Raw genomic sequence first — 24,664 nt, 5'->3', positions numbered from 1 at the left:
CGATGCCTTCACTCATTTATTGGTTTTGTAACTTAACGTCATTGCGCAGCACTTTGCCCATTTGATTTCTTGGCATCTCATCTAAACGTACAAACTGTCTTGGCTGCTGATAATCAGTTAACTCTTGCAAACACATTAATCTCAGCGCCTTATCTAAAAGTGCATCTCCTCGCTGCTCATAAGCCACTCGGATCACTTCCCCTAATTGAGGCTCTGCTACGCCAAATGCAACGCATTCAACAATGTCAGGGTGACGTTTGATCACAGCTTCAATATCCTGTGGAAAAATATTGATGCCGCCACTAGAGATAACCTCTTTTTTTCTACCAACATAATATAAATAGCCTTGTGCATCGAGATAGCCCAAATCACCCGTGTAAAAAAAGCCCTCAGAGTCATACGCCGCTGCTGTTGCATCAGGCATTTTGTGATAACCACTAAACCCAGTAAGCGTTTTGCACGCAATCTCACCTACTTCACCAACAGACACTTGTTGACGCTCATCGTTGCAGATTTTCAAATCCACAAAAGGAAGCGCCCGCCCTACACTGCCGTTTTTATCAGGCTCAGCCGACACACAAAAATCTGTTACAACACCGACTTCAGATGCTCCGTAGCATTCGTGAAATGCGCAGTTCAATCTACTCAATAGCGCCTTTTTTGACTCTGCATTTAAAACCGCTGAAGAGGAAACAAGACAACGCAAAGAGCTCAGGTCAAAATTTGGACCTTCATAGGCTAGAAAGCTTTCTAACTGAGCGGATACTGCAAATAAAAAGCTTATTTTGTGAGTTTCTATGGCATCCAACCAGCTTTGCAGTACAAACTTGGCCATGATCACAGTGGTTGCGCCTAGCATCAATGGCATTAAAACACCTCGCTGGGCGAGTGAATGGTACAAAGGCGTAGCCACTAAAATTTTGTCACTTTCAACCAAACCATAATAATTTTTAGTCGCTTCAATCGCACGTTGCACTTTACAATGTTGACTCAATACAATCGGTTTGGGTGCACCTGTAGAGCCAGAAGTCATGGTCAAAATAAACGGCGCATTCTCATCTACAGTGGTTTCAGCAACGTCCAAAGTCTCATTATCTTGCTCGTTAAAAACTTGCTGCCATATCACTTCACCTGCAACTGACTTTTCAAAGCTAATTAACTTGTCTTGCTCAATTAAGTCTTTCTCAAGCAATACTTTACTAATGGTTGGCCAAGCCAAAACGGCTGCGACAGGCGTTTTTTTCAAGGCAACTTCAAGCGCAGCACCTTTCAAGCTCATTGGCAATGGCACAACAGCCAACCCCATTTTTGCAGCCGTCATTAATACTACAGGATACTCTATGCCATTAGGTGCAAATAGTGCGATCCTATGCCCTGCTTTAAGGCCTATTTTGGTAAAGTATGAAGCTAAGCGGCATACTTTATGGTCCAACTCTTGGTAGCTTAAGCTAGTATGCTTGAAAATGACCGCTGTTTTATCAGGTGCCGATTTCACATGGTTTTTAAAAATAGCGTAAATCCCACCCATCTTAGCCTCGGCTTGCTGGAAACTTTGCGACATAATTAAACTCTTCCTCTGATGCTTGGGGGAATATAATTTGTGTAACTAAAAACTCATCTGAAGCCTTATCTGCCTGGATAAACCCTTCTTTTTGATTGAGTAAATTAACGAACTTATTCTCTTTATTAATCACAGCGACCCAAGTCGCGTTGGGATGTAACCCTTCACAATAGGCTAATTGCCATTTTAAAACCATTTGAGCATGAACAAAGTTCACCTTATCACTCGCCGCAAACCACCCTCCATACAAGTACTCTGTATCTTTGTGGCGATATACTTGATGCCACACATAAATTAAAGGCAATCCATTGTCTTCCAATACAAATGAGTGTCGTTGATTATTAAACCACCAAGTGTAATGATCGATGGGCTTGATAGAGTCGGTGATTGTCATCCGCCACATATTTTCTGAACGATTGCGCGCTGATAAATAGCGATTAACATCAGATATTTGAATTTCTCGAACGCTCAAAGAGTCTGTTAATTGAGACACTAGACCTCCAAGTGCAGGCGCTTGAGACATGGGCATACCACTCAACAACTCGCCACTTGTCAAGTAATCAGCAATGCGCCTTGCTCCGTGACCATCGACCGATACCAAAGGGCTTAAGCGCTGTTTCTCAATAGTCGCTCTATACTCAAATAACGATAGGATCAGCCTAGCTATTTTATCAGCGGAGAAATTAAGCAAATCCTCAATATGATAAAAATGCCCCAGATGCTCTAAATCTTCAATGTTGTTGTTTTGGTTAGCTGCGAGTGAAAAAGTCAGTGCAGGTGTTTGTGTCGCGGCCAGCTCATACAATGACGTACCTAATGCCCCTACAAACAACCCTGTTTTTCTGTAGTACTCAGATAAGCTACTTGGTGCATAAACCAGTGTTAACTGCGCATACTGTTCACAAAGGGCCTCAAGCGCTTCAATATCCGTTGCTTTAGGGCCTATAATAGCAACAAGATCGCTAATTCCCGGAGCTTGTATGCATAGCTGTTCTATAACGGGTGTCAAAGTACGCCAACTACCACCACCGCCGAGGGAGAAAGTAATACGTTCAGTACGAGATAGCGAAGTATTCGCAGCTAACTGATACTCGGGAGATAAGATGGCAAACTCTGGCCCCAGTAGCTTATCTGTCTCAGCCGGCACTAAGCCAGTATATCGCTCTGAAGTCACACTACCGGCCCACTTCATATCAAGCACCGCATCAGATTTATGCTGTCGAGCCAAGTCATCCACAGCCAGCAGCTTTATGCCATGTGCTTTTATTTCTGCTTCCCAGCTATCATCAAACGTATAGCCATCGACAACAAACCATTTAATCTCGTACTTATGTGACTTTAGATAGGTTAAACAAAAACTTGCATCATCTTGGCAGCTGTCAGCTTGAGGAACGATGACAAGCTCAGCATTTAGTTCGTTTGTAAAGTGCGCTAATGCATCACTTTGGTCTATAAAAAAAATGGTGGGTTCGTTGCGCTTTTCTAACTCGACTGCAAGCCATTTCATTCGCATAAAATGGCCCATTCCACATTGTGTATCTACACGAAATGCAATCATATGCTTTCCATCAGAGCATTCACAAGATTGCCAACTATGGCATTTTTTTCATCCAAAAGTAATTCAGGGGCGACTGCGATAGAAAAGTGCGCCTCAATTCCCATCGTCAGTGTTAAAATTTCAAATGAGTCCAACTCCCCCTCAGCAATGAAGTTATAACTCTCTAGTGAAGATGCATCGAGTAATACCCCACGCTCTTCCAAAAATTGCTGAATATATTCAAGTAACGTCTCTTTAGAAATCATTATTGTAAGTCCTCCCAGCTTAACTGCGTGCCGCAAACAAGCGCTTTATTAACACGGCGACCAATAAGCCTAGGTAACTCTTGAGGCATGATCTCACCGCCTCCGGGACGCATTTGTCTTAAATGCGCTGCGGTCAGGACTTCATTTGCCTTAATATCTTTAATAATATAAACACAGCGACGAGCTTTTGACGCCTCACTTGGGTAGTGAACCGTGCCCATCGCCTTTTCAATTTGACGTACACCATGCACCAGCGCTTTTAGCTCATCCGGCGTCATTGAAAAAAAGCTATCCGCGGTATTATCTGTTTTATCCAACACAAAATGCTTTTCAATCATGCAGGCACCAACCGCCACAGACGCCAATGGCACATCATTGCCCAAGGTGTGATCGGACAACCCTACTGGACATCCAAATGCGTCACGCATATGTGGGATAGTTCGCAAGTTTATTGATTCAGCGGGTGCTGGGTAAGTACTTGTGCACTTCATCAATGCAAGCGCTTGCACCCCTGCATCCTCTGCCACTTTTACAGCCTGTGCTATCTCGTTTAGCGTGGCGCCGCCTGTTGACATAATCATAGGTTTTTTCGTTGCTGCTACATCTTTGATAAGCTGATGATCTATCAATTCTGGTGACGCAATTTTATAGGCTGGCGCATCAAACTGTTCTAGTAGGTCTACTGCGGTTTTATCAAAAGGGGATGAAAAGCACGTCAAACCAAGCTTAGCTGACAGTTCAAACAGCTCAGCATGAAAATCCCAAGGCATGTAAGCGCCTTTGTATAAATCATGGAGGTACTGACCTTTCCAAGGCCCTGTCGCTTCAAAATGCGGCAGCTTACAGTCCATAGTCAAAGTATCTGCGGTATAAGTTTGCAACTTTATAGCGTCTGCCCCTGCCTCTTTAGCAGCGTGTACTAATTCCTTTGCTTTACTTAACGACTGGCCGTGATTAGCCGACATTTCAGCAATGACGTAGCAAGGTGAGTCATGACCAACTTCCCTGCCTGATATCTGAAATTGAGATTTAAAATTCACAATGCTCTCTTCTTTATTTTAGGCATATAATACAAATTGCGTAGCAAATTTCACGCCGACAATTAACAATGGTACAAAAAGCGCCCAACGCCAATAAACTCAACGTACACAATCAATTTTTTATTCTGTATTTGAGTGTAATGATTTGCTATATTGAACGCAATTATAATGATAACAACGACTTCGATGGAAAACGTTCAGATCATCATTCAAGCTAGAATGACCTCAACTCGATTACCGGGAAAAGTATTGCTCCCTCTGTGTAATTCTACTGTACTACAGGTCATGTTAGACAGACTTGCAGCATTTAAAGAGCATATCATTATCGCGACAACGAATGATGGTTCTGAAGCGCCTATTGTTAAGTTGTGTAAAGAGCAAAAAATAAAATATTATCAAGGTAGTACTGAAGATGTGTTGTCTAGGTATTACGAAGCAGCGACGCAATATGGTGCGATAGATGATACTACCATCGTACGCTTGACCAGCGACTGCCCCCTCATTGACTCACATTTAACTAAGCAAGTCATCGAAAAGCATAAGCGCTCTCAATTTGACATAGTCAATTTAGGGCCACACAGTGGCTACCCTAGAGGCCTAGATTGCACAGCGTTTTCTTATCAACTTTTAAAAAAGACCCACCAGCTTGCAACAAGCAAAGCGGACAGAGAACATGTCACTCTTGGCATGGCTAAATTTAGCTCGATTGCCACTTTTTCATTCGCAGAAGGTGAGTCGTTGGAACATTGGCGACTGACTTTAGATGAACCCGATGATTACAAAGCAATCAAAGCAATCTATGCCCATTTTGGTAATAACCTCGACTTTTCTTATCCTGAGCTGAAAAAACAATTAAAGAAAAAGCCAGCGCTTACCGATATAAATAAACATGTAAGTCAAAAAACTGTTTAGGGGAACCAATGAAATACTTTCATTTTAGTGCCAGTGTCGTTGGACAACCTCCGAAAAATAATTCAGCTCTTTTTGCAATTGAAATATATTCAAACTCAAATAGTAAATATACAAACAAGCGGTTCCTTGAATACCAAGGCTACACTTTAAACATTATTCGCAAATTATATTTTAACAAAATAATAGGAATGCCTAGAAATCTTCAGGTGCTATTGCTAGCTTGGTTTACTCATTTTAAATCAATACCTTACATATTGATGAGATACTTATCCAACTCAAGGTAATTCGATGATGTCGTTACATATTCTTCTGAAGTAAACCTAATATGGTTCCTAAGCTAAGTTCTTGTGATGACTCAAATTAAATAACCACTGCCAGCAATAGTGGATTTGAAAGCAATTTCGAGCAGAGAAAACATGACAGATAAAAAAATTTTAGTTACTGGTGCGACGGGCTACAAAGGTACTGTTTTAGTGCTAAAACTATTAAAAAAAGGCTACAACGTTGTGGCTTTAGATACTCAATGGTTTGGGAATTTCTTACCAAACCACCCAAACCTAACTGTGATTAAAGGCGATGTGAGAGACACACATAATATTGATCTTACAGATATTGATAGCATCATTCATTTAGCGTCAATCGCTAATGACCCCTGTGGTGACCTCAACCCTAAACTAACTTGGGAAGTCAGCGCTTTAGCTACAATGCAATTAGCTGATAAAGCCAAAAAATCTGGAATTAAGCAATTCATCTATGCATCATCTGGTAGCGTCTACGGAGTTAAAGATGAAGAGCAAGTGACTGAAGATCTCTCACTAGAGCCTATTTCAGAATACAACAAAACTAAGATGGTTGCTGAACGCGTATTACTGAGCTACGCAGATGACATGGCTGTGCAAATTGTCAGGCCGGCAACAGTATGTGGTCTATCAGACCGTATGCGTTTAGACGTTTCTGTCAATATGTTGACAATGCAAGCGCTTAAAAATAAAAAAATCACTGTTTTTGGCGGCGCGCAAGTACGCCCGAATATTCATATCGATGATATCACCGATCTTTACATCTACATGCTTGAAAATCCAGAAAAGACTTCTGGCATATTTAATGCAGGTTTTGAAAATATCTCGATCATGGATATCGCAAAAATGGTGCAAAGCAAAGTTAAATGTGAAATTGAAGTCACGCCATCTAACGACCCGAGATGCTACAGAATAAACTCTGAAAAATTATTAGCAACTGGCTTTATCCCGAAGAAAAATGTCAGCACCGCCATTGGTGAAATAATCGAGGCATTTGAAAATGGTCAACTTGAAGATCAAGATCGTTTTTACAACTTAAAGTGGATGCAACGAGAAGTACTATGAGCAACAAACAAGGTGCAGTTTCTGAGCTGCAAATAGCACATCCTGCAGAGTCCATAACAGCGGACTATATAAAGACATTAAGTCAGGTACTCACTCAACTGGACGGTAAACAAATCGCACAGCTCGTGGATACCTTGCTCGATATGAAAGCGCACAACGGCACCTTATTTATATGCGGAAATGGTGGTTCAGCAGCAAACGCCATTCACCTTGCTAATGACTTTACTTTTGGTATTCACCCACAAGGCAACGCACTAAAAGTAGAAGCTCTCGCCGCAAATAGCTCAGTTTTAACTTGTTTGGGCAATGACATCGGCTATCAGAATATTTTTAGCCACCAACTCAAGGTTAAAGCAAACAAGCATGATGTACTTTTGGTGTTATCTGGCAGTGGTAATTCAGAAAACATCATAAATGCCATTACACAGGCACAAGCACTCGGTATGACCACCGTTGGGGTCCTAGGGTTTAAAGGCGGTAAAGCCAAAATAATGCTCGATCAAGCTTTTCATTTTGATGTTCAAGATATGCAAATATCTGAAGATACCCAAGTGATCATCGGGCATATACTTATGAAAGCACTTTATCAGGAACTTAAAGATGTCTGACTCTCCTATTTTAGTACTTGGTAGTAACTCTTTTTCAGGCGCTTCTTTTTGTGCACATATGCTTGAGAAAGAACAAGTCGTGATCGCAGCAAGCCGTTCAGAAGAACCACATAATGCGCTGCTACCTTACCAGTGGGTTAAACAAAAAAATAATATCGAGTTTCATCAACTTGACTTAAATCACCACCTTGATGAAATTATTGCTTTGGTTGAAAAGCACAAAGTAAAACACGTTTACAACTTTGCTGCACAAAGCATGGTTGGACAAAGCTGGGATTACCCAGAGCACTGGTTTATGACTAACTGCGTGTCCACCGTACAATTACACAACCGCCTGAGGCATATTGATCATCTAGACAAGTACATTCATATCTCGACACCTGAGGTATACGGTAGTTGCGAAGGGTTAGTTCCAGAACATCGCAATTACAATCCAAGTACACCTTATGCTGTCTCCAGAGCAGCTGCAGATATGAGCTTACATACTTTTTTTGATGTGCATAAATTCCCTGTGTTGTATACACGTGCAGCGAACGTGTATGGTGAAGGCCAACAGTTATATCGTATTATTCCTCGCACCATTTTATTTGCATTACTTGGTAAAATATTACCGCTACATGGCGGTGGCCACTCTACTCGCTCATTCATACATATCGACGATGTATCCGCAGCGACTCACGCAATTGCTCAACACGGGCAACTAGGTGACATCTATCACATTTCAACCGAACGCACGATATCCATCCGCGCACTCGTTGAGCTGATTTGTGACATGTTACAAGTGCCATTTGAACAGGTATGCCAAGTAACAGAGGATCGCTTAGGAAAGGATGCAGCCTACCTGCTCGATGCAACTAAACTTCGTGAGCAATTAAATTGGCAAGACAAAGTGTCGCTCGAAAATGGACTTGAACGCACCATTAACTGGGTAAGAACACACCTTGACGATTTAAAAAATCTACCAGATTCATATATTCATAAACCGTGAGAAAGCTATGCTAGGACAAGAAATAGACCTACTAAAAAATTACCCTAAGTCTAAGCGAGACACCAAAGGTCGAGCTAATGTGATTACCGAAGCCGACAGAGAAATTGCAAGGCAGTATGGAAAAGACTTTTTCGATGGTGATCGTACCTATGGCTATGGTGGGTTTAGTTATTTTTCGCGCTTTTGGCAACCTGTTGTTCCCGATTTACAAGCTCATTTTGGCTTATCTGCACAAAGTAGTCTGCTCGATGTCGGCTGTGCTAAAGGGTTCATGCTGTACGATTTACAACAATTGATCCCAGGCATAAAACTAAAGGGCTTGGATATTTCTGAATACGCCCTTGAACATGCAAAAGAAGAAGTTAAAAACATACTGACGCAAGGCAACGCCAAGTCTTTGCCGTATGAGGACAATAGCTTTGATGTCGTCATGTCAATTAATACAATTCATAACTTAGATGAACATGAATGTGCATTAGCATTACAAGAAATTGAGCGAGTAAGTCGTGGTAAGTCATTTATTACTGTAGACGCTTACCGTAACGATGAAGAAAAAGAGCGTATGCTGGAGTGGGCATTAACAGCCAAAACAATCATGCATGTTGATGATTGGAAAACATTTTTCTTGGATAATGGTTACACCGGTGACTTTTATTGGTTCATACCATAAACATACCTAGCTGGAGAATAGTCATGCAAAATTTACTCCTGGGAAACATCCCAAGCCATGAGCGCCTTAATTTAGCTTTGCCTCATTACAATCTCATCGACAATTTAGATAAGCGGTTTGTTACCTTTGGGAGTTGTTTTGCATCTTCAGTAAGTAGAGGGCTATGGCGGTTAGGTTTCGATACATATTTTTCTGAAGAAGAAAGTTTTCATTACTCACCCAATTCAATCAAGCAATACTTCGAGCAACTCTCTGCTTCCGAGAAAGACTTAGAGAAATTTACCGTTCCTCTTGAAGATGGAAAGTTTAAGTCGGTTGCAACTAGGTATGTTTCTGAGCCAGGACAAAACCTAGCTGAATTCTGCTCATTTCTAAGGCAATCAAATCAGGAAATGAAGCAGCGTATTGAGAAAGCTGATTTTATCGTTCTTACTTTAGGTAATGCGACATATCAAAAACTCAAATCATCTGGACTAACTCTGTGCCACGGTGGAGGCTTACCTACTGATCTATACGAAGTAATAAAGAGCCCATATGAAGAAGTACTCAGTGACTTAACTCAGTGCCTACATCAGTTAAAAAGTCTTAATGCTTCGTGTCAAGTTATTATTACCGTCTCTCCGCAGAGGTACGGGTGGTTGATGAACGCCAATCTATCGACTGGTATCAATGAGATCCTTGATTTAGATAAAACAGCAGCAACCAATTGGCTTTTGAATAGTAATATTGATAAAGCAAAATTAAGACTCGCTATCGATTCTATGATTGAGAGTAACGCCGTTGATAACATGCATTACTTTCCTTCCTTTGAAATCGTGATGGATGAATTAAGAGATTACGAAGGCTTTAACCACGACGTTAAAGATTTAATGCACGTCAACATGCCTAATACTCCAAACTTTGTTATTAATAAATTTTTGAATTCTTTTTGTGACGAAAAATTAAGAGAAGTGCTTGCTTACTTCAGAACAACGCTTGATATTTTAATAGATATATACCCTTCTCGCCTCAAAAAAATGAGTAATGAACAAGCAAAAGCGTACATTGAAGAAAAACTGCCAACAATATCTAACTATATCGACGCTGTGCACTGCCACAAACTTGCGGGCTATGTGCTCAAAGGAATGATGGCGGCATTTCCAACGTACACCAAAGAGACTGTTAACCACTTAAAGCTCGCGAATTTAGAGCCATTTTTGATTGAGCCAATCAAGGATAAGGCACTAAGAATCAACGCACTGCGATCTGAAAGTATTTGTGTAATTGGAAACACAACAGAATTAGATATTTTGTGTAAAACATCAGAATTATTGAGCAAAAATATAACGCGTATTCTCACTAAGGATCAAAACGAAACATTCTGGGGCTTGCCTGCTCTTGGTATTGACAATGAAACTACCATAGAGGAAGACGTTGTTTTGGTATTGGACGAAAGCTTACTACGCCGACTTGAGCAACAAGGTGGATTACGCGCTAAGGTAATAATAGAATGAAGTACAAAGAAATCGCATCACAAATTCGATATACACTCTGTGATGTTTCCAGTAAAACCAAAACTCCACATTTAGGGAGCTGTCTGTCTTGTGTAGATATTTTAGTCTCCTTATATTGGGAGATCATGAATATAGATCCTAAAGCGCCTGACAACCCAGAGCGTGATTTTTTCTTGCTTGGAAAAGGGCATGCTGCAAGCGCGCTATATACGGCACTTGCCTATCGCGGCTACTTTTCTATCGACTCACTATATGAACATGGCCAAACCAACAGTCAGTTTGAAGAGCATCCAGGTATTCATTCTCCTGCAGGTGTTGAGACGGTATCAGGCTCACTAGGCCATGCACTTTCTTTGGCTGCTGGCATGGCACTTAGCACACGCCTACAAAGGAAAACTAACCGCTTCTTCACGTTATTAGGTGATGGTGAACTAAATGAGGGAACCATTTGGGAAGCAGCTATGTTTGCTGGAGGGAAGCGCCTCAATAATCTAGTGGCTATCGTCGATTTTAATAAATTACAAGGCACTGGGGAAAGCTGCGAAATTATGCATTTAGAGCCACTTGAAGATAAGTGGCGCGCATTCGGATGGCATACAATCCGTATTGACGGGCACGATATAAACGCACTTATCAGTGCCCTATCTGATATCGGTAAGTACGATAAACCTATATGTATTATTGCTGATACAGTAAAAGGGAAAGGCATTTCTTTTATGGAAAATGATAACAACTGGCACTATCGGATCCCAAAGGCAGAGGAAGTTGAAGATGCAAAACAGGAGTTATCAGTCTAATGAGAAATGCTTTCGCAAAAGTTTTAACTGAACTAGCCCGTGACGACGATAAAGTGCTTCTGTATTACGCAGACATTGGTAATAGACTTTTCAACCCATTAAAAGAATTTGCAGCAGATAGGGCAATAAATGCAGGTATTGCAGAAGCAAACATGGCTTCTATGGCTGCGGGTAGCGCAATGATGGGCCACAAGCCCTTTATTTATACGATAACCCCATTTACTACAGCGAGAAACTTTGAACAAATTAAGATTGATATTGCTTACCAAAATCAGCCCGTTGTAATTGTTGGTACAGGCTCTGGTCTTTCATACGCAAACCTTGGCCCAACTCATCACTCCTTCGAAGATATCGCATTGATGCGCTCTTTGCCGAACATGAATATTGTTTGTCCTGCGGATGCGTTGGAACTGGAAATACTCATGCCACAAATTATTGAGTTGAACCAACCATGCTATTTTAGAATTGGTAAAAAGAATGAACCTGAAGTTCACCCTACTCGACCTGACTTAAAGTTTGGTAAGGCACATATCATGCAACAAGGAAAGCAAATTGCTATCCTTGCTACAGGCACGATAATGCCGTTAGCACAAGAGCTGCAGTCAGCATTGATCGAAGCAGGACATAGTCCTGAGCTTGTAAGTTTCCATACAGTAAAACCGCTAGATGAGTCTTACTTACAGACAAGCCAAGACCGCTTTAAACATGTGATCACTCTAGAAGAGCACAATGAAAGGGGTGGTTTTGGAAGCGCCGTGCTCGAATATTTCAATGATCAAAACTCACAAGTGGCAGTTCATCGATTTGGTATTCCAGATCGATTTATTGACCAAGTTCACAGCCCTGAAGATGCGAGAACAAAAGCTGGTTTGACACTAGCAGCGATCTCAGAACGTCTAAAGGAGCGAGGTGTACTATGATCATTGGCGTTGACTTTGACAATACAATAGCTGATTACACGGGTGTATTTTATCGGGTAGCACTCAACTTAGGCTGGATCCCTGAACACATTGGAAGTTCGAAAGAAGAGGTAAAGCAATTCTTTATTTCACAAGATAGAGAAGCGAAATGGACAGAGCTACAAGGCATTGTTTATGGAAAACAAATTTCCCAAGCCAAGCCATATCCAGACAGTTTAGTGCGACTTCAACAGCTCAAAAATCAAGGCCATGAGCTACGTTTAGTGTCTCACAAAACCAAATACCCAATCATTGGTGACAAAGTAAATTTTCATAAGGCGGCAAAAGGTTGGCTCGAAACCCATGGCTTCGTAAACTGCACAAATGCCCCCTTTGACCCACAGCATGTTTATTTTAACGAGACCAAAGATAAAAAGGTGCAAATAATTCAGTCCCTATCATGTGACTTTTTTATTGATGATTTAGAAAGTATTCTACTACATGAATACTTTCCTAATGACTGTCAAGGTATCCTATTTTCACCAAATAAAACACATTGCGCGTCACATTTGCTCGCTCAAAATTGGACACAGATCCCTGCATTAATTGTATGATCGATTCAAATATACTAGCTTGGCTAAAGGACACATTAGGCAATCATGATATTGCGCTCACCACGATAAATGGGGGCGCTAATAATCAAGGGTACCGCGTAGATTCATTCAATGAACAGTTCTTTTTAAAATGTTTTGCACCACACGAACCACGTTCGCTCAATAAACTTCAAAACGAATATGTCTTTACCCAACATTTAAATAAGACTGATATACACAATGCTGCCAAGCCAATTGCGTGTAACAATATACTCAAATGCGCTCTATATACGTTTATAGCAGGGCAACCTATTTTGGTACTCAAAGATTATCATATTGACGCGGCATTGGAGTTTATTGAAAACGTCAATGATCCTAATAATATTATTGATTCACTGCCAGAGGCCAGCGAGAGCCCAGAGACTTTATATGGTTTTATAGAAATCATTGAAAAGCGCCTAACAAGATTTAACAATCTAGAGCTTGATGATAATAATCAATTACATGCTTTACTAAACTCAATTCGAAGCAGAACGCAAGAAATAGCACAGCATGCAACCCCTATTTGGCATGACAAGTTGCCCAAAACATTATTGTCGCCTTCTGATTTTGGATTTCACAATGCCATCGAAGCTTCAACAGGCATTCATTTCATCGATTTTGAATATGCAGGTCGTGACAATGCGTGGAAGCTACTTAGTGATTTTTTTGCTCAACCCGCGATACCAGTCCCGATCTCTCACATAACAAAATTTATAGCGAGTCCAATATTTTCAGAAATAAATCTGAGAAGGCAAGAATTCAGAACAATATACGAGCTAACATTGATGAAGTGGTGCTTAATCATGCTCAATGAATTTATTCCAGATATAGAAAAGCGCAGATTATTTTCATGGAACAATTCTTGCTTGGAATCAAACAATAACTTAATCAGTGAAAAGAAGCAGAGTCAGCTGAAAAAAAGCGTACGTTACTTTGCAAATATACCTGAAAAGCTGAATACTTTAGATAGATATTTATGAAAACACATATGAAAGCGGCTGTACTTTTCGAAACCGGCAAACCTTTACAAATTATTTCAGACATTAAAGTTCCTTCACTAAGCAAAGGGCAAGTACGTGTTGAAATCCTCTATAGTGGCCTTTGTCACTCTCAACTTATGGAAGTAAGAGGTGGAAGAGGAGAAGATAAATATTTACCTCATTTACTCGGGCATGAAGGTGTCGGTTATGTCACTCAGATTGGTGAAGGGGTTACCAAAGTAGATGTCGGTGATAAAGTCATTATTGGCTGGATAAAAGGTCAAGGCCTTGATGCGCCAGGTGGTAAATACCCACATCAAGACTTTCTCATCAACTCAGGCAGTGCGACGACCTTATCAGAGCAGTCAATTGTTGCTGAAAACCGGTTAGTTAAGTTACCAAATGGCTTCCCCGAGAAACTGGCCGTATTGCTCGGTTGCGCCCTACCAACCGGTCTGGGCCTCGTATTTAATGAACTAAAGCCACAACCTAATAAAACCATTGCAGTATTTGGCCTTGGCGGGATAGGACTCAGTGCCCTTTTAGCTGCAAAACTCAGTAATCCCACTAAGTTAATTGCGATTGATGTCAATCCAGATAAATTGGCACTCGCAAAACAACTTGGTGCAACACATTGCATCAATTCAACAACCACGGACCCAGTAACCGAAATCTACCGCTTAACAGAGCAAGTCGGGGTTGACTATAGTTTGGAAGCAGGTGGAACCACACAAACAATTGAGCAAGCTTTTGAGAGTGTGCGTGACGGAGGGGGACAATGTATTTTTGCCTCTCACCCAAGCGATGATTTAAAAATTCAGTTAGAGCCGCATGCATTTCACCGAGGCAAGTCAATCCGAGGAAGCTGGGGGGGCGGTGCTCAACCAGATAAAGATATTCCTCTTTTTGCCGATATGTATTTTGAAGGGAGGCTCAACTTAGAACCTCTGATCAGTAAAGAATATACACTTGACGAAATTAACGAGGCAATTGACGATTTGGAAAATAAAAAAATCGTCAGAGCTTTGATAAAAATCGCGCAAAGGTAATTGTATGAGTAATAATAAAATTCCGGTGCCCCATCTACCTCCAAGAATGTTGATGGATCTGTACACAGACTGTAATTTGAAATGTCCAATGTGTATTGTGCATGGACAACCAGATGCACCTGAATTAAAAGGGATGCTAAAAAAGAGTATGACATTAGCAAATGCTAAGAAAATACTTGATGAAGCTATGCCCGCTGCTCCCGCTGTTGGCCCGACGCTCTGGAGCGAGCCTCTAATGAGCAAAGATATATTGATACATCTCAAGAGTATGAAAATGAGAAATATGAATATATCGATGAATACCAATGGCTTGCTGATGAACAAAAAAATGTCACAAGCTCTGATTGAAATCGGAGTAGATAGTATTACTGTGAGTGTTGATGCAACAACACCAGAGGTACTAGAGCAGGTTCGAGGCATTAAAAATTTAGACAAAATAAAAAATAACTTGTTCAATCTCTTAGAACTTAGGGGAGATACTCCGTTACCTCGAATAGGCGTTTCACTGACTAAACAAGACTGCAACCTACACCAAGTTGACGAATTCGTTGACTACTGGGTAAATATTGTGGACTTTGTCAGGATCGGAGAGATTTTTGATGAAGGCACCTTTCCTAATGTGGAAGTGGATCACAGTCAACGTAAACCTTGCCCCGAAATATACTCTACCATGGCTATTCATACTGATGGTGATGTTTCACTATGCTGCCTAGACGGCTTTAAAGATCAAGTTGTAGGCAACGTGATCGAAGAAGGTGTTTCAGGGGTTTGGAATGGTGATAAACTTAATGAAATTAGGCACTACCATGAAACAGCCCAATGGGATAAGGTGCCATTTTGTAAATCCTGCGAACGCTGGTCCTCTTCAGACTACACAGAGGAAGTTACCGGAGACATATTAATTAGGCGCTCAACTGAGTACACCTTTTACAATGATATTCATAAACTTAACAATTGGCGCGAAAACTGTCGTCATAGCCGAGACGATAAGGCTCAGCAAATACAAGTTAAGATGGTTGAGTAGCCAATGCAGAGTATGTTGTACAACGCTCACAAAAGCGATTTATTCGCCCAAAAGAGTATTGGAATAACTTACTCTGCTTCATTTTCTTTGCCTAGGGGTTTTTCTATAACGAAAACCTGTTTAAATAATATACAAGCGAGTAACGACAAGCTAATTATTAAATTAGTTTGGCTGCTACTTCGGTCACAGTATTTGCCCACTCGCGTTTTGGGTCGCAGTTCAATTAACCTCTTTGCAGTATGAACGATTATGGAATACAACTTCTTGCTTTTAAAACTTATTAAGGAACATGTGTCTATATGAATAATGGCCTTACTGACGTCATTCTCTACGGTATTAATGGCGTAACCGACATCCTGTATAAGGAGTTAGACGGTCAGCATATCATCGCAACAACTGACGGGAATGGAAGCTACCAAGAGCAGCCAGTTCTTTCACTTCAGCAGCTGTCTGAACATAAAAACCGAAACGTAGTAATTTGCTCCGTCTTTGTTGACGATATTGTGTCTTCATTATTATCCATTGGGTTTCATATTGAGCAAATATTCTTCTTTCACATGCCAAAAAATACAATAGAGAGCGCATGTGACTTTATTATTCCACCATGTCAAAAAGATGACATTCTCTATGCGATCTACGATCTGGGAAGCTCAATCGCAACATTTGACGCCACTAACTTTGTCGTATTAGCTGAAGCAAAACGTATTGAATTAGGTAAAAAGCACCTTCACTTTGTTGTTTTACCAAAAAGGAACTTTAGTCAAAATATAAGACTACATTCAATGCACACACAAGATGAGGTTAATTGGCGTGTCAATCATATCCTTAACCCTCTATTTCAGTGCATAAAGTCCACCACAGGGATCAGCTACCTAAATGCTCGTGAGGAACTTGACGGTCTACTAGGAAAAAGCGCTACCGTTTTCCCTGAGGGCTTCTCTTTGAACAACACAATTACGCAAATGGGATACCAAGAAATCATCGAGCAAACAAGAAAAGGGACTTGTATTGCGCACCTAGAAGCACCAGATACAGCAAAAAGACTTGTTGACAACTATATAAAACATCACTGTGGTGATAAACAAATTATCACAATCACCATGCGTGAATATAACTCGCATGAACAGAGAAATAGCTCATCAGATGGTTGGTCTCAGTTTTTAGCTGAGTTAGACACAGACAAGTATTACCCAATTATAATTCGTGATACCTATCAATCAACAACTCCAATAGCTGAAGAACTACAGCATATTGAGCAGTTTCCATTAGCTTCAATGGACTTGACAGTAAGGGTCGCACTGTATCAGCGAGCATACCTTAACTTTTCTATTCCAACAGGGCCTGCTTACTTATTTTACTTTATAAAGCCTTGCCCATCGATAGTGTTTCGAACGTTTAATGAAGATCACTTTGCCACCAGCAAAATGACCGTTGAAAAAGGAGGGTTCTTTATTGGAGAACAGCCTGAATTTAGAAATAGCCTCAATCAACGCGTTTTTTGGGGTGAGGAAAACTACCAGAATATAGCCTCATCATTTGAAGAGTTTGAAAATGAATTCTCAGATACCTCAGCCGATTGAAGCTAAAATGCAATTTATGGAAATTAGCAACGCTAATTTAAAGTCTTATATTTCTATTTTAAACAGTGGCTGTAGTAGTTTTGGAGTGAGCACTAGATGACATTTGAATCATGGTTAGAAAGTACACTATTTAAATCAATGGGGGTACAGAGTTCAAGTACGCTCATGGTGCACAGCTCATTGAGAGAGTTAAGTACAGCTGGTGTAAAAGCTGAGGCAGTCTGTGACTTTTTGACCAATTATTTATCACATGGCAATGTTATTATGCCTACGATGACATGGCGAACAGTCAATCAATTTAATAACACATTTGACGTATCATCAACGCCATCACATACAGGTATTTTAACAGAGATTTTTAGAACTCAGTATGCAGCACATCGTAGCCTACACCCTACTCACTCCGTCGCTGCCACCGGTGTTAACGCTGCTTATCTAACACAAAGCCACCATCTTAGTTCTGGTCCATGCTCATCGAATAGCCCCTATGGGTTAATAGAACACTCAGATTTGAGAGAATCGTCATTCATACTCTTAATTGGTGTCGGGTTGGAAAGTTGTACGTATATACATGTATTTGAAGAAATATATAATGAAGACGCTTTTCTTAAGCTAGATAACAACACATATTACCTTAGTGATACGTCAGGTGTTAAATCCGAGTATGCGCTAAAACGCCATACCAAACGAACAAGAGATTTTCACCAGTTTGGTAGAAAACTCGCAAAGATCGGCGGGCTTGTATTATCTCAGTATGAAGGATGTGATATTACATTAATCAATGTGAATAAACTCTCTGAGATCCTCCATTCTGAGTTTAAAAAGTCTCTCCTCGCAACCTATTGTTGTCATTCGTACCTTACGGAAATCAAATAATGGCTGTCGCGTATTTCAATAACCTGGACGTTGTGTCTGTTGATAACAAAAGTATCAACCACATTGAGCAACATGCTATCGAGTCAGAACAAGGGCACTATCGGTTTTGCTTGCATCATGACAACAGTGCACCAATCCAAGAGATGGTAATAGCACTTACCAAACATGCTATTTTTCCACCTCATAAACACCCTCTTGGAAAAAGTGAGTCGATTCACATCATCTCTGGAGAGTTGGCGACATTCATTTTTGATAACACTGGCAAAGTGACTCAAGTAATTCGACAGTCTTGTAGTGGTAACCAAGCAAAACTCCAAAGAATTGAAGGAAATACATGGCATTTACCAATTTGCATAAGCGAAACTGTAGTTTATCATGAAACTCTAGTTGGCCCCTATGATAAAGCCTCTGATGTGATCACCCCTGAATGGGCCCCTAGCCTAGAAGACAAAGAAGGGTTGGTTACGTTTTATGAACAATTAAAATTGTTGTTATAAATTAATGATGAAACAAAGAGAAAACCTAGCGATCTTCGGTGGAGAGAAGTCCATCAAAAAAGCCATGCCAAAGAGAATCGCTTTTGGTGATGAAGAAGTCCGTGCACTTAATGGTGCCGTCGAGTTTTATTCTAGCCAAGACAATGATCCTGGTTATTATGGAAAATACGAGCATCAATACTGCAGCATGTTTAGTGACTATATGGCCGGGGGCTATACCGTTGCGGTTGCAACAGGTACAGCCGCACTATACGTTGCTATTGCAGCCCTTGAATTGCCCCCAAATAGTCATATTGTTATGTCTCCTATTACTGATCCAGGCTCCTTTAATGCTGCTGTATTACAAGGGTTTAAGGTATCTTTGGCAGACACACAAAGTAACAGCCTCAACACGAGCTGGGAACAAATAGAAAAAGTCTTAACTCCACAAACCAGTGCCATTTTGCTCGTTCACTGTGCAGGAATAAATGCTGATATTGAAAATATAGCCAAACATGCAAAAGCACGAGGAATAAAGTTAATTGAGGATTGCTCTCAATCACCTGGTGCAGAATATAATGGTAGAAAGCTAGGAACTTTTGGAGACATATGCGCTCTGTCAACAATGTATCGTAAAAGCTTAGCCTCTGGCGGGAGTGGTGGGTTAGTCTACACGACAAATAAAGATCTACATTACAAGTGCCTATCCTATAAAGATCGTGGCAAAGATTTCGAAAGCCCTGACTATCAAGAACGCAATGCAGAGGCTTATCTTTTTCCAGCGCTTAATTGGAATACAAATGAGTTATCTTGTGCAATTGGAGTCGCATCTCTAAATAGGCTAGATGATACCATTAAAAAAAGAGCAAACTTTTGCAAGGTGATCACTACATTGATGCAGTCCTCCCAGCTGTGCCAAATTCCTAACTTTATAGAGGGCACATCTCCATTCTTTTTAACTGTTTATTTAAAAGATGCAAAAATAGACAAAGAAAAGTTTTGTGATGCACTGTTAGCTGAGGGCGTTGAGCTTAATCCACATTACCGTTTTGTCATCTCTCAATGGCCTTGGGCACAACCATATTTAACTGAATATAAACATACCCCTAATGCTCAAATAGCGCGTGATAGCTCGTTTAACATTTACTTAAACGAAAATTACACAGAAGAAACCGCAGAAGCTATTTTTGAAGCAATGATGAAAGTCGAAAGTTACTTTCTCAATAGTACTAGCACAGAAATGTAAGAGAATTAATATGAATCAATGTCTTGAACAAGATAGTAAAAGCCATTATCAGCACAGAAGCAATTGCCGTTTATGCCTGAGTACAGATTTAACCTTGGCGATCCCATTTGCGCCAACTCCTATTGCAGAAAAGTATGTCTCTGAGCCAAAGGGCGTTAAAACACCTTTATTCCCTGTTGACCTTTATATGTGTAATAGTTGTGGTCATGTTCAAATATTAGATGTGATCGACCCTGAATACCTATGGTCAGATTACACTTACCATTCTGGGCAAACACAGGGCATAGTTAATCATTTTAAAGATGTTTCTCAACAGATCATGAGCGACTATGGTCCATTCAATAAGCAATTTGTTATTGACGTAGGCAGTAATGACGGCACATTTTTAAAGTGTTTCAAAGAGAAAGGTTTTAAAGTATTGGGAATTGATCCTGCCACTGAGATAGCAGCCAAAGCAACAAGTGAAGGCGTTGAAACCATTGCGGACCTAATGACCGAAAATAAAGGCCATGAAATCCAAACTAAGTACGGTAAAGCTGACTTAGTCACTGCATTTAACGTATTTGCGCATGCAGATGAGATGATTGATCTCCTCAAAGGTATAGTCCAAGTTTTAGATCACGATGGAGTATTTGTTTTCGAAGTATCTTACTTAAAAGATATTATAGACAAGATGCTAATTGGTACTATTTTTCACGAACACCTTTGTAATCACTCATTGCGCCCCATGGTCGACTTCCTCGCAGCACAAGGGTTAGAGGTGTTTGATGTAGAACATGTGTCTATCCAAGGCGGATCAATCATTGGATTTGCTCAGCATAAAGGTGGCCCAAGAAAACCCCAGCCCTCTGTTGCAGCAATGCTTAAAGATGAAGAGCAAAGTAAACTTCACGAGTTAGCCACTATGGAACAATTTGTATCTCGGTTTGATAGCATGAAAGCCGACGTTGCAAATATCGTCAAAAACACGTTAAACAACGGTGGGGTCATTGCCGGTTATGGCGCCGCACGCAGCGGGCCAATGCTATTAACTCAATTTGAAATTGGTGAGCACGTTAGTGAAATCTATGATGACCATAAACAAAAAGTAGGATTATATACACCAGGTGACCTGATAGAGGTTAAGCCCACACAAACTATCAACGAAACTCAACCTGAACTTACTGTGATCCTTGCTTGGATACACGCTAAGGCAATTATTCGTAAACACGAAGAGTATCTCAATAATGGCGGACAGTTCTTAACTCTAACGCCAACAGTTCAATTAATAAATAAAGATAACTATGCCGACTTCATCGCATAAAATTCGCTTAGGATTTATTGGTGCAGGCTTTATTGGTCAAATTGCGCATATAGAAAACTATGCGCAATTAACCAATTGCCAACTTCACGCAATCGCTGATTTGCGCCCAAAACTGTTAAATCAAGTTGCTGATAAATATGACATCCCACATCGTTATAGCTCTCATCAAGAATTACTTGATGATGAACAAATAGATGCGGTAATCGTTGTGACTGCACGCTCACATACCGCAGATATAGTAAAAGATTGCTTACTCGCAGGTAAACATGTTTTCAGCGAAAAGCCAATGGCAGGAAATAGTGACATTGCAAGTGATTTAGTACAACTGGCTGAACAACGCGGCTTAGTCTACTGCGTCGGTTACATGAAACGATGTGATGCTGGTGTAGTAAAAGCCAAAAGTATCTTTGATGATCTATTGACGAACTCTACTCTTGGCAACCTTTTGCAAGTCAGTGCTCAATGTTACATGGGAGATAGTTACTGTAAGGCTGCGGGCTATATACATGGTAATGAAGCCAGACCTAACATGGTCAACGAAGCAAATTTTGCTCCTAGCTTTTTAAATGACGAGCAAAAGCCTATTTTTGCACGTTATGTCAATGTTCACTCTCACTTGCTTAACTTCCTTCGCCACTTTATGGGCTGTAAGCCAACAGTAGAATATTTCAATACACTTTCACCATTAGCACATGTGTGTGTCATGCGTGTTAATGATACATTAATTACGCTAGAGACAGGCGAAGTTGAACAGAAAAACTGGCAAGAGAAATGTACTTTTATATTTGAGAAAGGCCAGCTTATTGTCACTCTGCCTCCGGCTTTATTGCGAAATGTTCCAGCAACAATTGAACTACAGCAAAATGCGGAAGTATCTCAAAGTACATTAATCCAAGTAGATTGGTCTTGGGCTTTTAAACACCAAGCAACTACATTTATAGAAAGTGTTTTAAACATAGAAGTTGATAGCATAATCAGCGCCAAAGAAGCATTAGTAGATATTGAATTAGCAGAGGATATATGGAAAAAACTCAGCAATTAACCCCCATTATTTTTGGTGCCAGTGGTTTGCTTGGCGGACACCTTTTTGAGCATTTTTATACCAAAGATAAACACACAATTGGTACCTACTCCAGTAACGAGAAAGCCCAACTGACTAAATTTGATCTAGTTGAAGACCACTTAGACATATTGAAGCTTCAAACCAGCCACAAATATGTTGCGATCATTTGTGCTTCGTTAACCAATATCGGCTACATCAATTCTAACCCAGATGAAAGTTTTGCTATCAATGTCAGTGCTACTGAAAATCTGATCCGCTCACTTTACGATAAACAGATCCCGATCATTTTCATTTCATCAGATAATGTTTTTCCAGGTCGAACAGGTGGCTATGCAGATAACAATCAAGAAGCACCTGTTTCCGAATATGGTGTGCAAAAGCGTGAACTAGAATCTCGCCTTATGGACATTACACATGGAAATAGTTGCATACTGAGACTTGCTAAAATCATAGGCGAAGCTGGACAAGATGGCACCATACTCAATGACATTGTAAAACAACTTAAATCAGGTAATGAAGTCAAAGCCGCCTCTGACCTCATTTTTAACCCTACTGCGATTTCAGATATCGTCTCAGCAGTAGAGAAATTGATAAGTGAGCGCAGAAAAGGAACCTATAACTTCTGCAATCCACAGATCTTTAGTCGCCTTGATTTGACCAATATGCTTGCCTCCTCACTTGATATTGGAAATAGCCATATCACGGATATTAAATTCTCTGAATTAGATAACTCAGGGAAAAGGCCACTCAATACCACAATGATTAATTCAACTATTTTTGATGACTTTAAGTTTACAGATGTTGAAACATGCATTCAAAAAGGGCTGTATTCATGGTGCAAATAGACGCATCTAAGAAGTGCATATTGGTGCAAGGCAATTTCGATGTACTCCATCCAGGACATATTCGGTTACTGAGCTTTGCTAGAGCATGTGGTGATCAATTAGTCGTTGCGGTAAATACAGATAGTGCAATGGAAGTAAAAAGTCGTGTTAATGAGCAGCACCGACTGGAAATGGTGACTTCATTAGAGTGTGTTGACCATGCTTTTTTGACCAGTGATTCTGCACAAGCTATTGTGGAGAAACTTAAGCCCTATGCAGTGGTAAAAGGAAAAGAGTTTGAATGCCGTGACAACCCAGAGCAATTAACACTCGATAAATATGGGGGGAAACTCATATTTGGTTCGGGTGAATTTGAAAGTAACGCTGAGCAGTATATAAAGAAACGCAGTCGCATCACGAGCAATCTTGATTTCTCTGAAATGCAAGAGTATGCCAAACGACATAATGTTGAACCTGAAAACTTAGAATCTGTCTTAAATCAAGTGAAAGATCTCAGCGTGCTCGTGATTGGAGAAGTGATAGTTGACGAGTATATCCAAGGGACAGCTGTGGGTATGTCACAAGAAGATCCCACGATTGTCATGACGCCAAATAAAACAGAAAAGTTTTTAGGCGGAGCAGCCATTACAGCTGGACATATTAAATCCCTAGGTGCACAAAAAGTCTCTCTTTTTTCTGTGATTGGCAATGATAGCGCAGGTGAATATACCAAGCAGAAAATCGTTAAATATAGTGTGGAAGATGAACTATTCATAGATGCGACTAGACCAACACCACTCAAAACACGCTATCGAGCATCAAACAAAACACTATTGAGAGTCAATCAAGTAAGGCAACATAAAATTGCCAAAGAATTACAAAATGACATTCTAGGTAAAATTACAAAGATAATTCACAAAGTTGATCTGCTGGTGTTTTCTGATTTCAACTACGGTGTATTACCCCAGCCTCTCGTTGAAGCAATTGCACAATTGTGTCAAAAGCACGGGATCAAAGTAGTCGCCGATAGCCAAACGTCATCACAAGTTGGTGACATATCCCGATATCACAATATGGATCTGATAACACCCACAGAGCGAGAAACTCGAGTGGCTTTAAACAACCCTGATGATGGGTTAGTAATACTTGCAGATAAACTAACTCACAGAGCAAAGCCAAAAAACTTAGTGATCACATTAGGAGACGAAGGGATTTTTATCCACGTACCTAACCACCTCAACAACAGCTGGGAAAATGATAAACTCCCGGCACTGAATCGTAATGCAGTCGATCCAGCAGGCGCAGGAGATTGCTTCCTGGCAGCAAGCTCTTTGGCGTTATGCGTCAACGCCTCACCTTGGGAAGCATTTTACCTTGGTAGCTTAGCAGCTGCCTGTCAAGTTGGGTCATTAGGTAATACTCCCCTCTCAATAAACATGTTAGAGCAAGCCATTTCAGAGTCATTTAAGTAAA

General features: G+C 40.5%; 24 protein-coding genes. 20 read left to right on the top strand and 4 right to left on the bottom strand.

Annotation, left to right across the window (positions count from 1 at the left end):
• Window positions 1–16: 16 nt before the first annotated feature.
• Genes QNM16_RS00270 through pseI form a run of 4 tightly spaced genes read right to left on the bottom strand, consistent with a single transcriptional unit; the run spans window position 17 to window position 4,404 of the window.
• A complete protein-coding gene (locus QNM16_RS00270; protein ID WP_284018605.1) occupies window positions 17–1,561 on the bottom strand; it encodes a class I adenylate-forming enzyme family protein in 1,545 nt (514 codons plus the stop codon).
• A complete protein-coding gene (gene pseG, locus QNM16_RS00265; RefSeq protein WP_284018604.1) occupies window positions 1,530–3,119 on the bottom strand; it encodes a UDP-2,4-diacetamido-2,4,6-trideoxy-beta-L-altropyranose hydrolase in 1,590 nt (529 codons plus the stop codon). Before pseG ends, QNM16_RS00270 begins: the two co-directional genes overlap by 32 nt.
• Window positions 3,116–3,364, bottom strand: coding sequence for a hypothetical protein (locus QNM16_RS00260; RefSeq protein WP_284018602.1), 249 nt, complete (start codon window positions 3,362–3,364; stop codon window positions 3,116–3,118). The genes pseG and QNM16_RS00260 overlap by 4 nt, the downstream gene beginning before the upstream one ends.
• A complete protein-coding gene (pseI, locus tag QNM16_RS00255) occupies window positions 3,364–4,404 on the bottom strand; it encodes a pseudaminic acid synthase (protein WP_284018601.1) in 1,041 nt (346 codons plus the stop codon). The genes QNM16_RS00260 and pseI overlap by 1 nt, the downstream gene beginning before the upstream one ends.
• Window positions 4,405–4,572: 168 nt before the next feature.
• On the opposite strand from pseI, the gene QNM16_RS00250 reads away from it, so the two are divergent.
• The 20 genes from QNM16_RS00250 (at window position 4,573) to QNM16_RS00155 (ending at window position 24,663) form a co-directional block, all read left to right on the top strand.
• On the top strand, window positions 4,573–5,316 hold the full coding sequence (locus QNM16_RS00250) for a glycosyltransferase family protein (RefSeq protein WP_284018600.1): 744 nt from the start codon (window positions 4,573–4,575) through the stop codon (window positions 5,314–5,316).
• Window positions 5,317–5,732: 416 nt separating this feature from the next.
• On the top strand, window positions 5,733–6,680 hold the full coding sequence (locus QNM16_RS00245) for an NAD-dependent epimerase/dehydratase family protein (RefSeq protein WP_284018598.1): 948 nt from the start codon (window positions 5,733–5,735) through the stop codon (window positions 6,678–6,680).
• Window positions 6,677–7,288 carry an SIS domain-containing protein gene (locus QNM16_RS00240; RefSeq protein ID WP_284018597.1) on the top strand — a complete coding sequence of 204 codons (612 nt, stop codon included), beginning with the start codon at window positions 6,677–6,679 and terminating at the stop codon, window positions 7,286–7,288. Before QNM16_RS00245 ends, QNM16_RS00240 begins: the two co-directional genes overlap by 4 nt.
• Window positions 7,281–8,276, top strand: a complete 996-nt coding sequence (locus QNM16_RS00235) for a GDP-mannose 4,6-dehydratase (protein ID WP_284018596.1) — start codon at window positions 7,281–7,283, stop codon at window positions 8,274–8,276. Before QNM16_RS00240 ends, QNM16_RS00235 begins: the two co-directional genes overlap by 8 nt.
• 7 nt (window positions 8,277–8,283) lie before the next feature.
• Window positions 8,284–8,946: a class I SAM-dependent methyltransferase gene (locus QNM16_RS00230; protein WP_284018595.1), complete on the top strand. Its 663-nt coding sequence runs from the start codon at window positions 8,284–8,286 to the stop codon at window positions 8,944–8,946.
• Between the two features lie 23 nt (window positions 8,947–8,969).
• Window positions 8,970–10,439 carry a GSCFA domain-containing protein gene (locus QNM16_RS00225; RefSeq protein WP_284018594.1) on the top strand — a complete coding sequence of 490 codons (1,470 nt, stop codon included), beginning with the start codon at window positions 8,970–8,972 and terminating at the stop codon, window positions 10,437–10,439.
• The gene (locus tag QNM16_RS00220; protein ID WP_284018593.1) at window positions 10,436–11,236 is read left to right on the top strand and encodes a transketolase; all 801 of its coding nucleotides are present in this window, start codon (window positions 10,436–10,438) and stop codon (window positions 11,234–11,236) included. Before QNM16_RS00225 ends, QNM16_RS00220 begins: the two co-directional genes overlap by 4 nt.
• Window positions 11,236–12,156 (top strand): transketolase family protein, encoded by a 921-nt coding sequence (locus QNM16_RS00215; protein WP_284018592.1) that lies wholly within the window; start codon window positions 11,236–11,238, stop codon window positions 12,154–12,156. The genes QNM16_RS00220 and QNM16_RS00215 overlap by 1 nt, the downstream gene beginning before the upstream one ends.
• Window positions 12,153–12,749 (top strand): HAD family hydrolase, encoded by a 597-nt coding sequence (locus QNM16_RS00210; RefSeq protein ID WP_284018591.1) that lies wholly within the window; start codon window positions 12,153–12,155, stop codon window positions 12,747–12,749. Before QNM16_RS00215 ends, QNM16_RS00210 begins: the two co-directional genes overlap by 4 nt.
• A complete protein-coding gene (locus tag QNM16_RS00205) occupies window positions 12,746–13,750 on the top strand; it encodes a phosphotransferase (protein WP_284018590.1) in 1,005 nt (334 codons plus the stop codon). The genes QNM16_RS00210 and QNM16_RS00205 overlap by 4 nt, the downstream gene beginning before the upstream one ends.
• The gene (locus tag QNM16_RS00200; protein ID WP_284018589.1) at window positions 13,747–14,799 is read left to right on the top strand and encodes a zinc-binding dehydrogenase; all 1,053 of its coding nucleotides are present in this window, start codon (window positions 13,747–13,749) and stop codon (window positions 14,797–14,799) included. The genes QNM16_RS00205 and QNM16_RS00200 overlap by 4 nt, the downstream gene beginning before the upstream one ends.
• 4 nt (window positions 14,800–14,803) lie before the next feature.
• On the top strand, window positions 14,804–15,823 hold the full coding sequence (locus QNM16_RS00195) for a radical SAM/SPASM domain-containing protein (RefSeq protein WP_284018588.1): 1,020 nt from the start codon (window positions 14,804–14,806) through the stop codon (window positions 15,821–15,823).
• Window positions 15,824–16,122: 299 nt separating this feature from the next.
• Window positions 16,123–17,403: a hypothetical protein gene (locus tag QNM16_RS00190; protein ID WP_284018586.1), complete on the top strand. Its 1,281-nt coding sequence runs from the start codon at window positions 16,123–16,125 to the stop codon at window positions 17,401–17,403.
• A 96-nt stretch (window positions 17,404–17,499) separates the two neighbouring features.
• A complete protein-coding gene (locus tag QNM16_RS00185; RefSeq protein WP_284018585.1) occupies window positions 17,500–18,279 on the top strand; it encodes an AAC(3) family N-acetyltransferase in 780 nt (259 codons plus the stop codon).
• A complete protein-coding gene (locus QNM16_RS00180; RefSeq protein ID WP_284018584.1) occupies window positions 18,279–18,776 on the top strand; it encodes a WbuC family cupin fold metalloprotein in 498 nt (165 codons plus the stop codon). The genes QNM16_RS00185 and QNM16_RS00180 overlap by 1 nt, the downstream gene beginning before the upstream one ends.
• Before the next feature lie 4 nt (window positions 18,777–18,780).
• Window positions 18,781–20,001, top strand: coding sequence for a DegT/DnrJ/EryC1/StrS family aminotransferase (locus QNM16_RS00175; RefSeq protein ID WP_284018583.1), 1,221 nt, complete (start codon window positions 18,781–18,783; stop codon window positions 19,999–20,001).
• Between the two features lie 10 nt (window positions 20,002–20,011).
• A complete protein-coding gene (locus QNM16_RS00170; RefSeq protein ID WP_284018582.1) occupies window positions 20,012–21,304 on the top strand; it encodes a class I SAM-dependent methyltransferase in 1,293 nt (430 codons plus the stop codon).
• Window positions 21,285–22,346: a Gfo/Idh/MocA family protein gene (locus QNM16_RS00165; RefSeq protein ID WP_284018580.1), complete on the top strand. Its 1,062-nt coding sequence runs from the start codon at window positions 21,285–21,287 to the stop codon at window positions 22,344–22,346. Before QNM16_RS00170 ends, QNM16_RS00165 begins: the two co-directional genes overlap by 20 nt.
• A complete protein-coding gene (locus QNM16_RS00160) occupies window positions 22,325–23,212 on the top strand; it encodes a sugar nucleotide-binding protein (RefSeq protein WP_284018578.1) in 888 nt (295 codons plus the stop codon). The genes QNM16_RS00165 and QNM16_RS00160 overlap by 22 nt, the downstream gene beginning before the upstream one ends.
• A complete protein-coding gene (locus tag QNM16_RS00155; protein WP_284018576.1) occupies window positions 23,200–24,663 on the top strand; it encodes a PfkB family carbohydrate kinase in 1,464 nt (487 codons plus the stop codon). Before QNM16_RS00160 ends, QNM16_RS00155 begins: the two co-directional genes overlap by 13 nt.
• The last annotated feature ends 1 nt before the right edge of the window (window position 24,664 follow it).

It is taken from the genome of Pseudoalteromonas umbrosa, from assembly GCF_030125375.1.
GTDB lineage: Bacteria > Pseudomonadota > Gammaproteobacteria > Enterobacterales > Alteromonadaceae > Pseudoalteromonas > Pseudoalteromonas umbrosa.
Note: the sequence above shows the minus strand (reverse complement) of the source record. Positions and strands in the feature narration are given on the sequence as shown.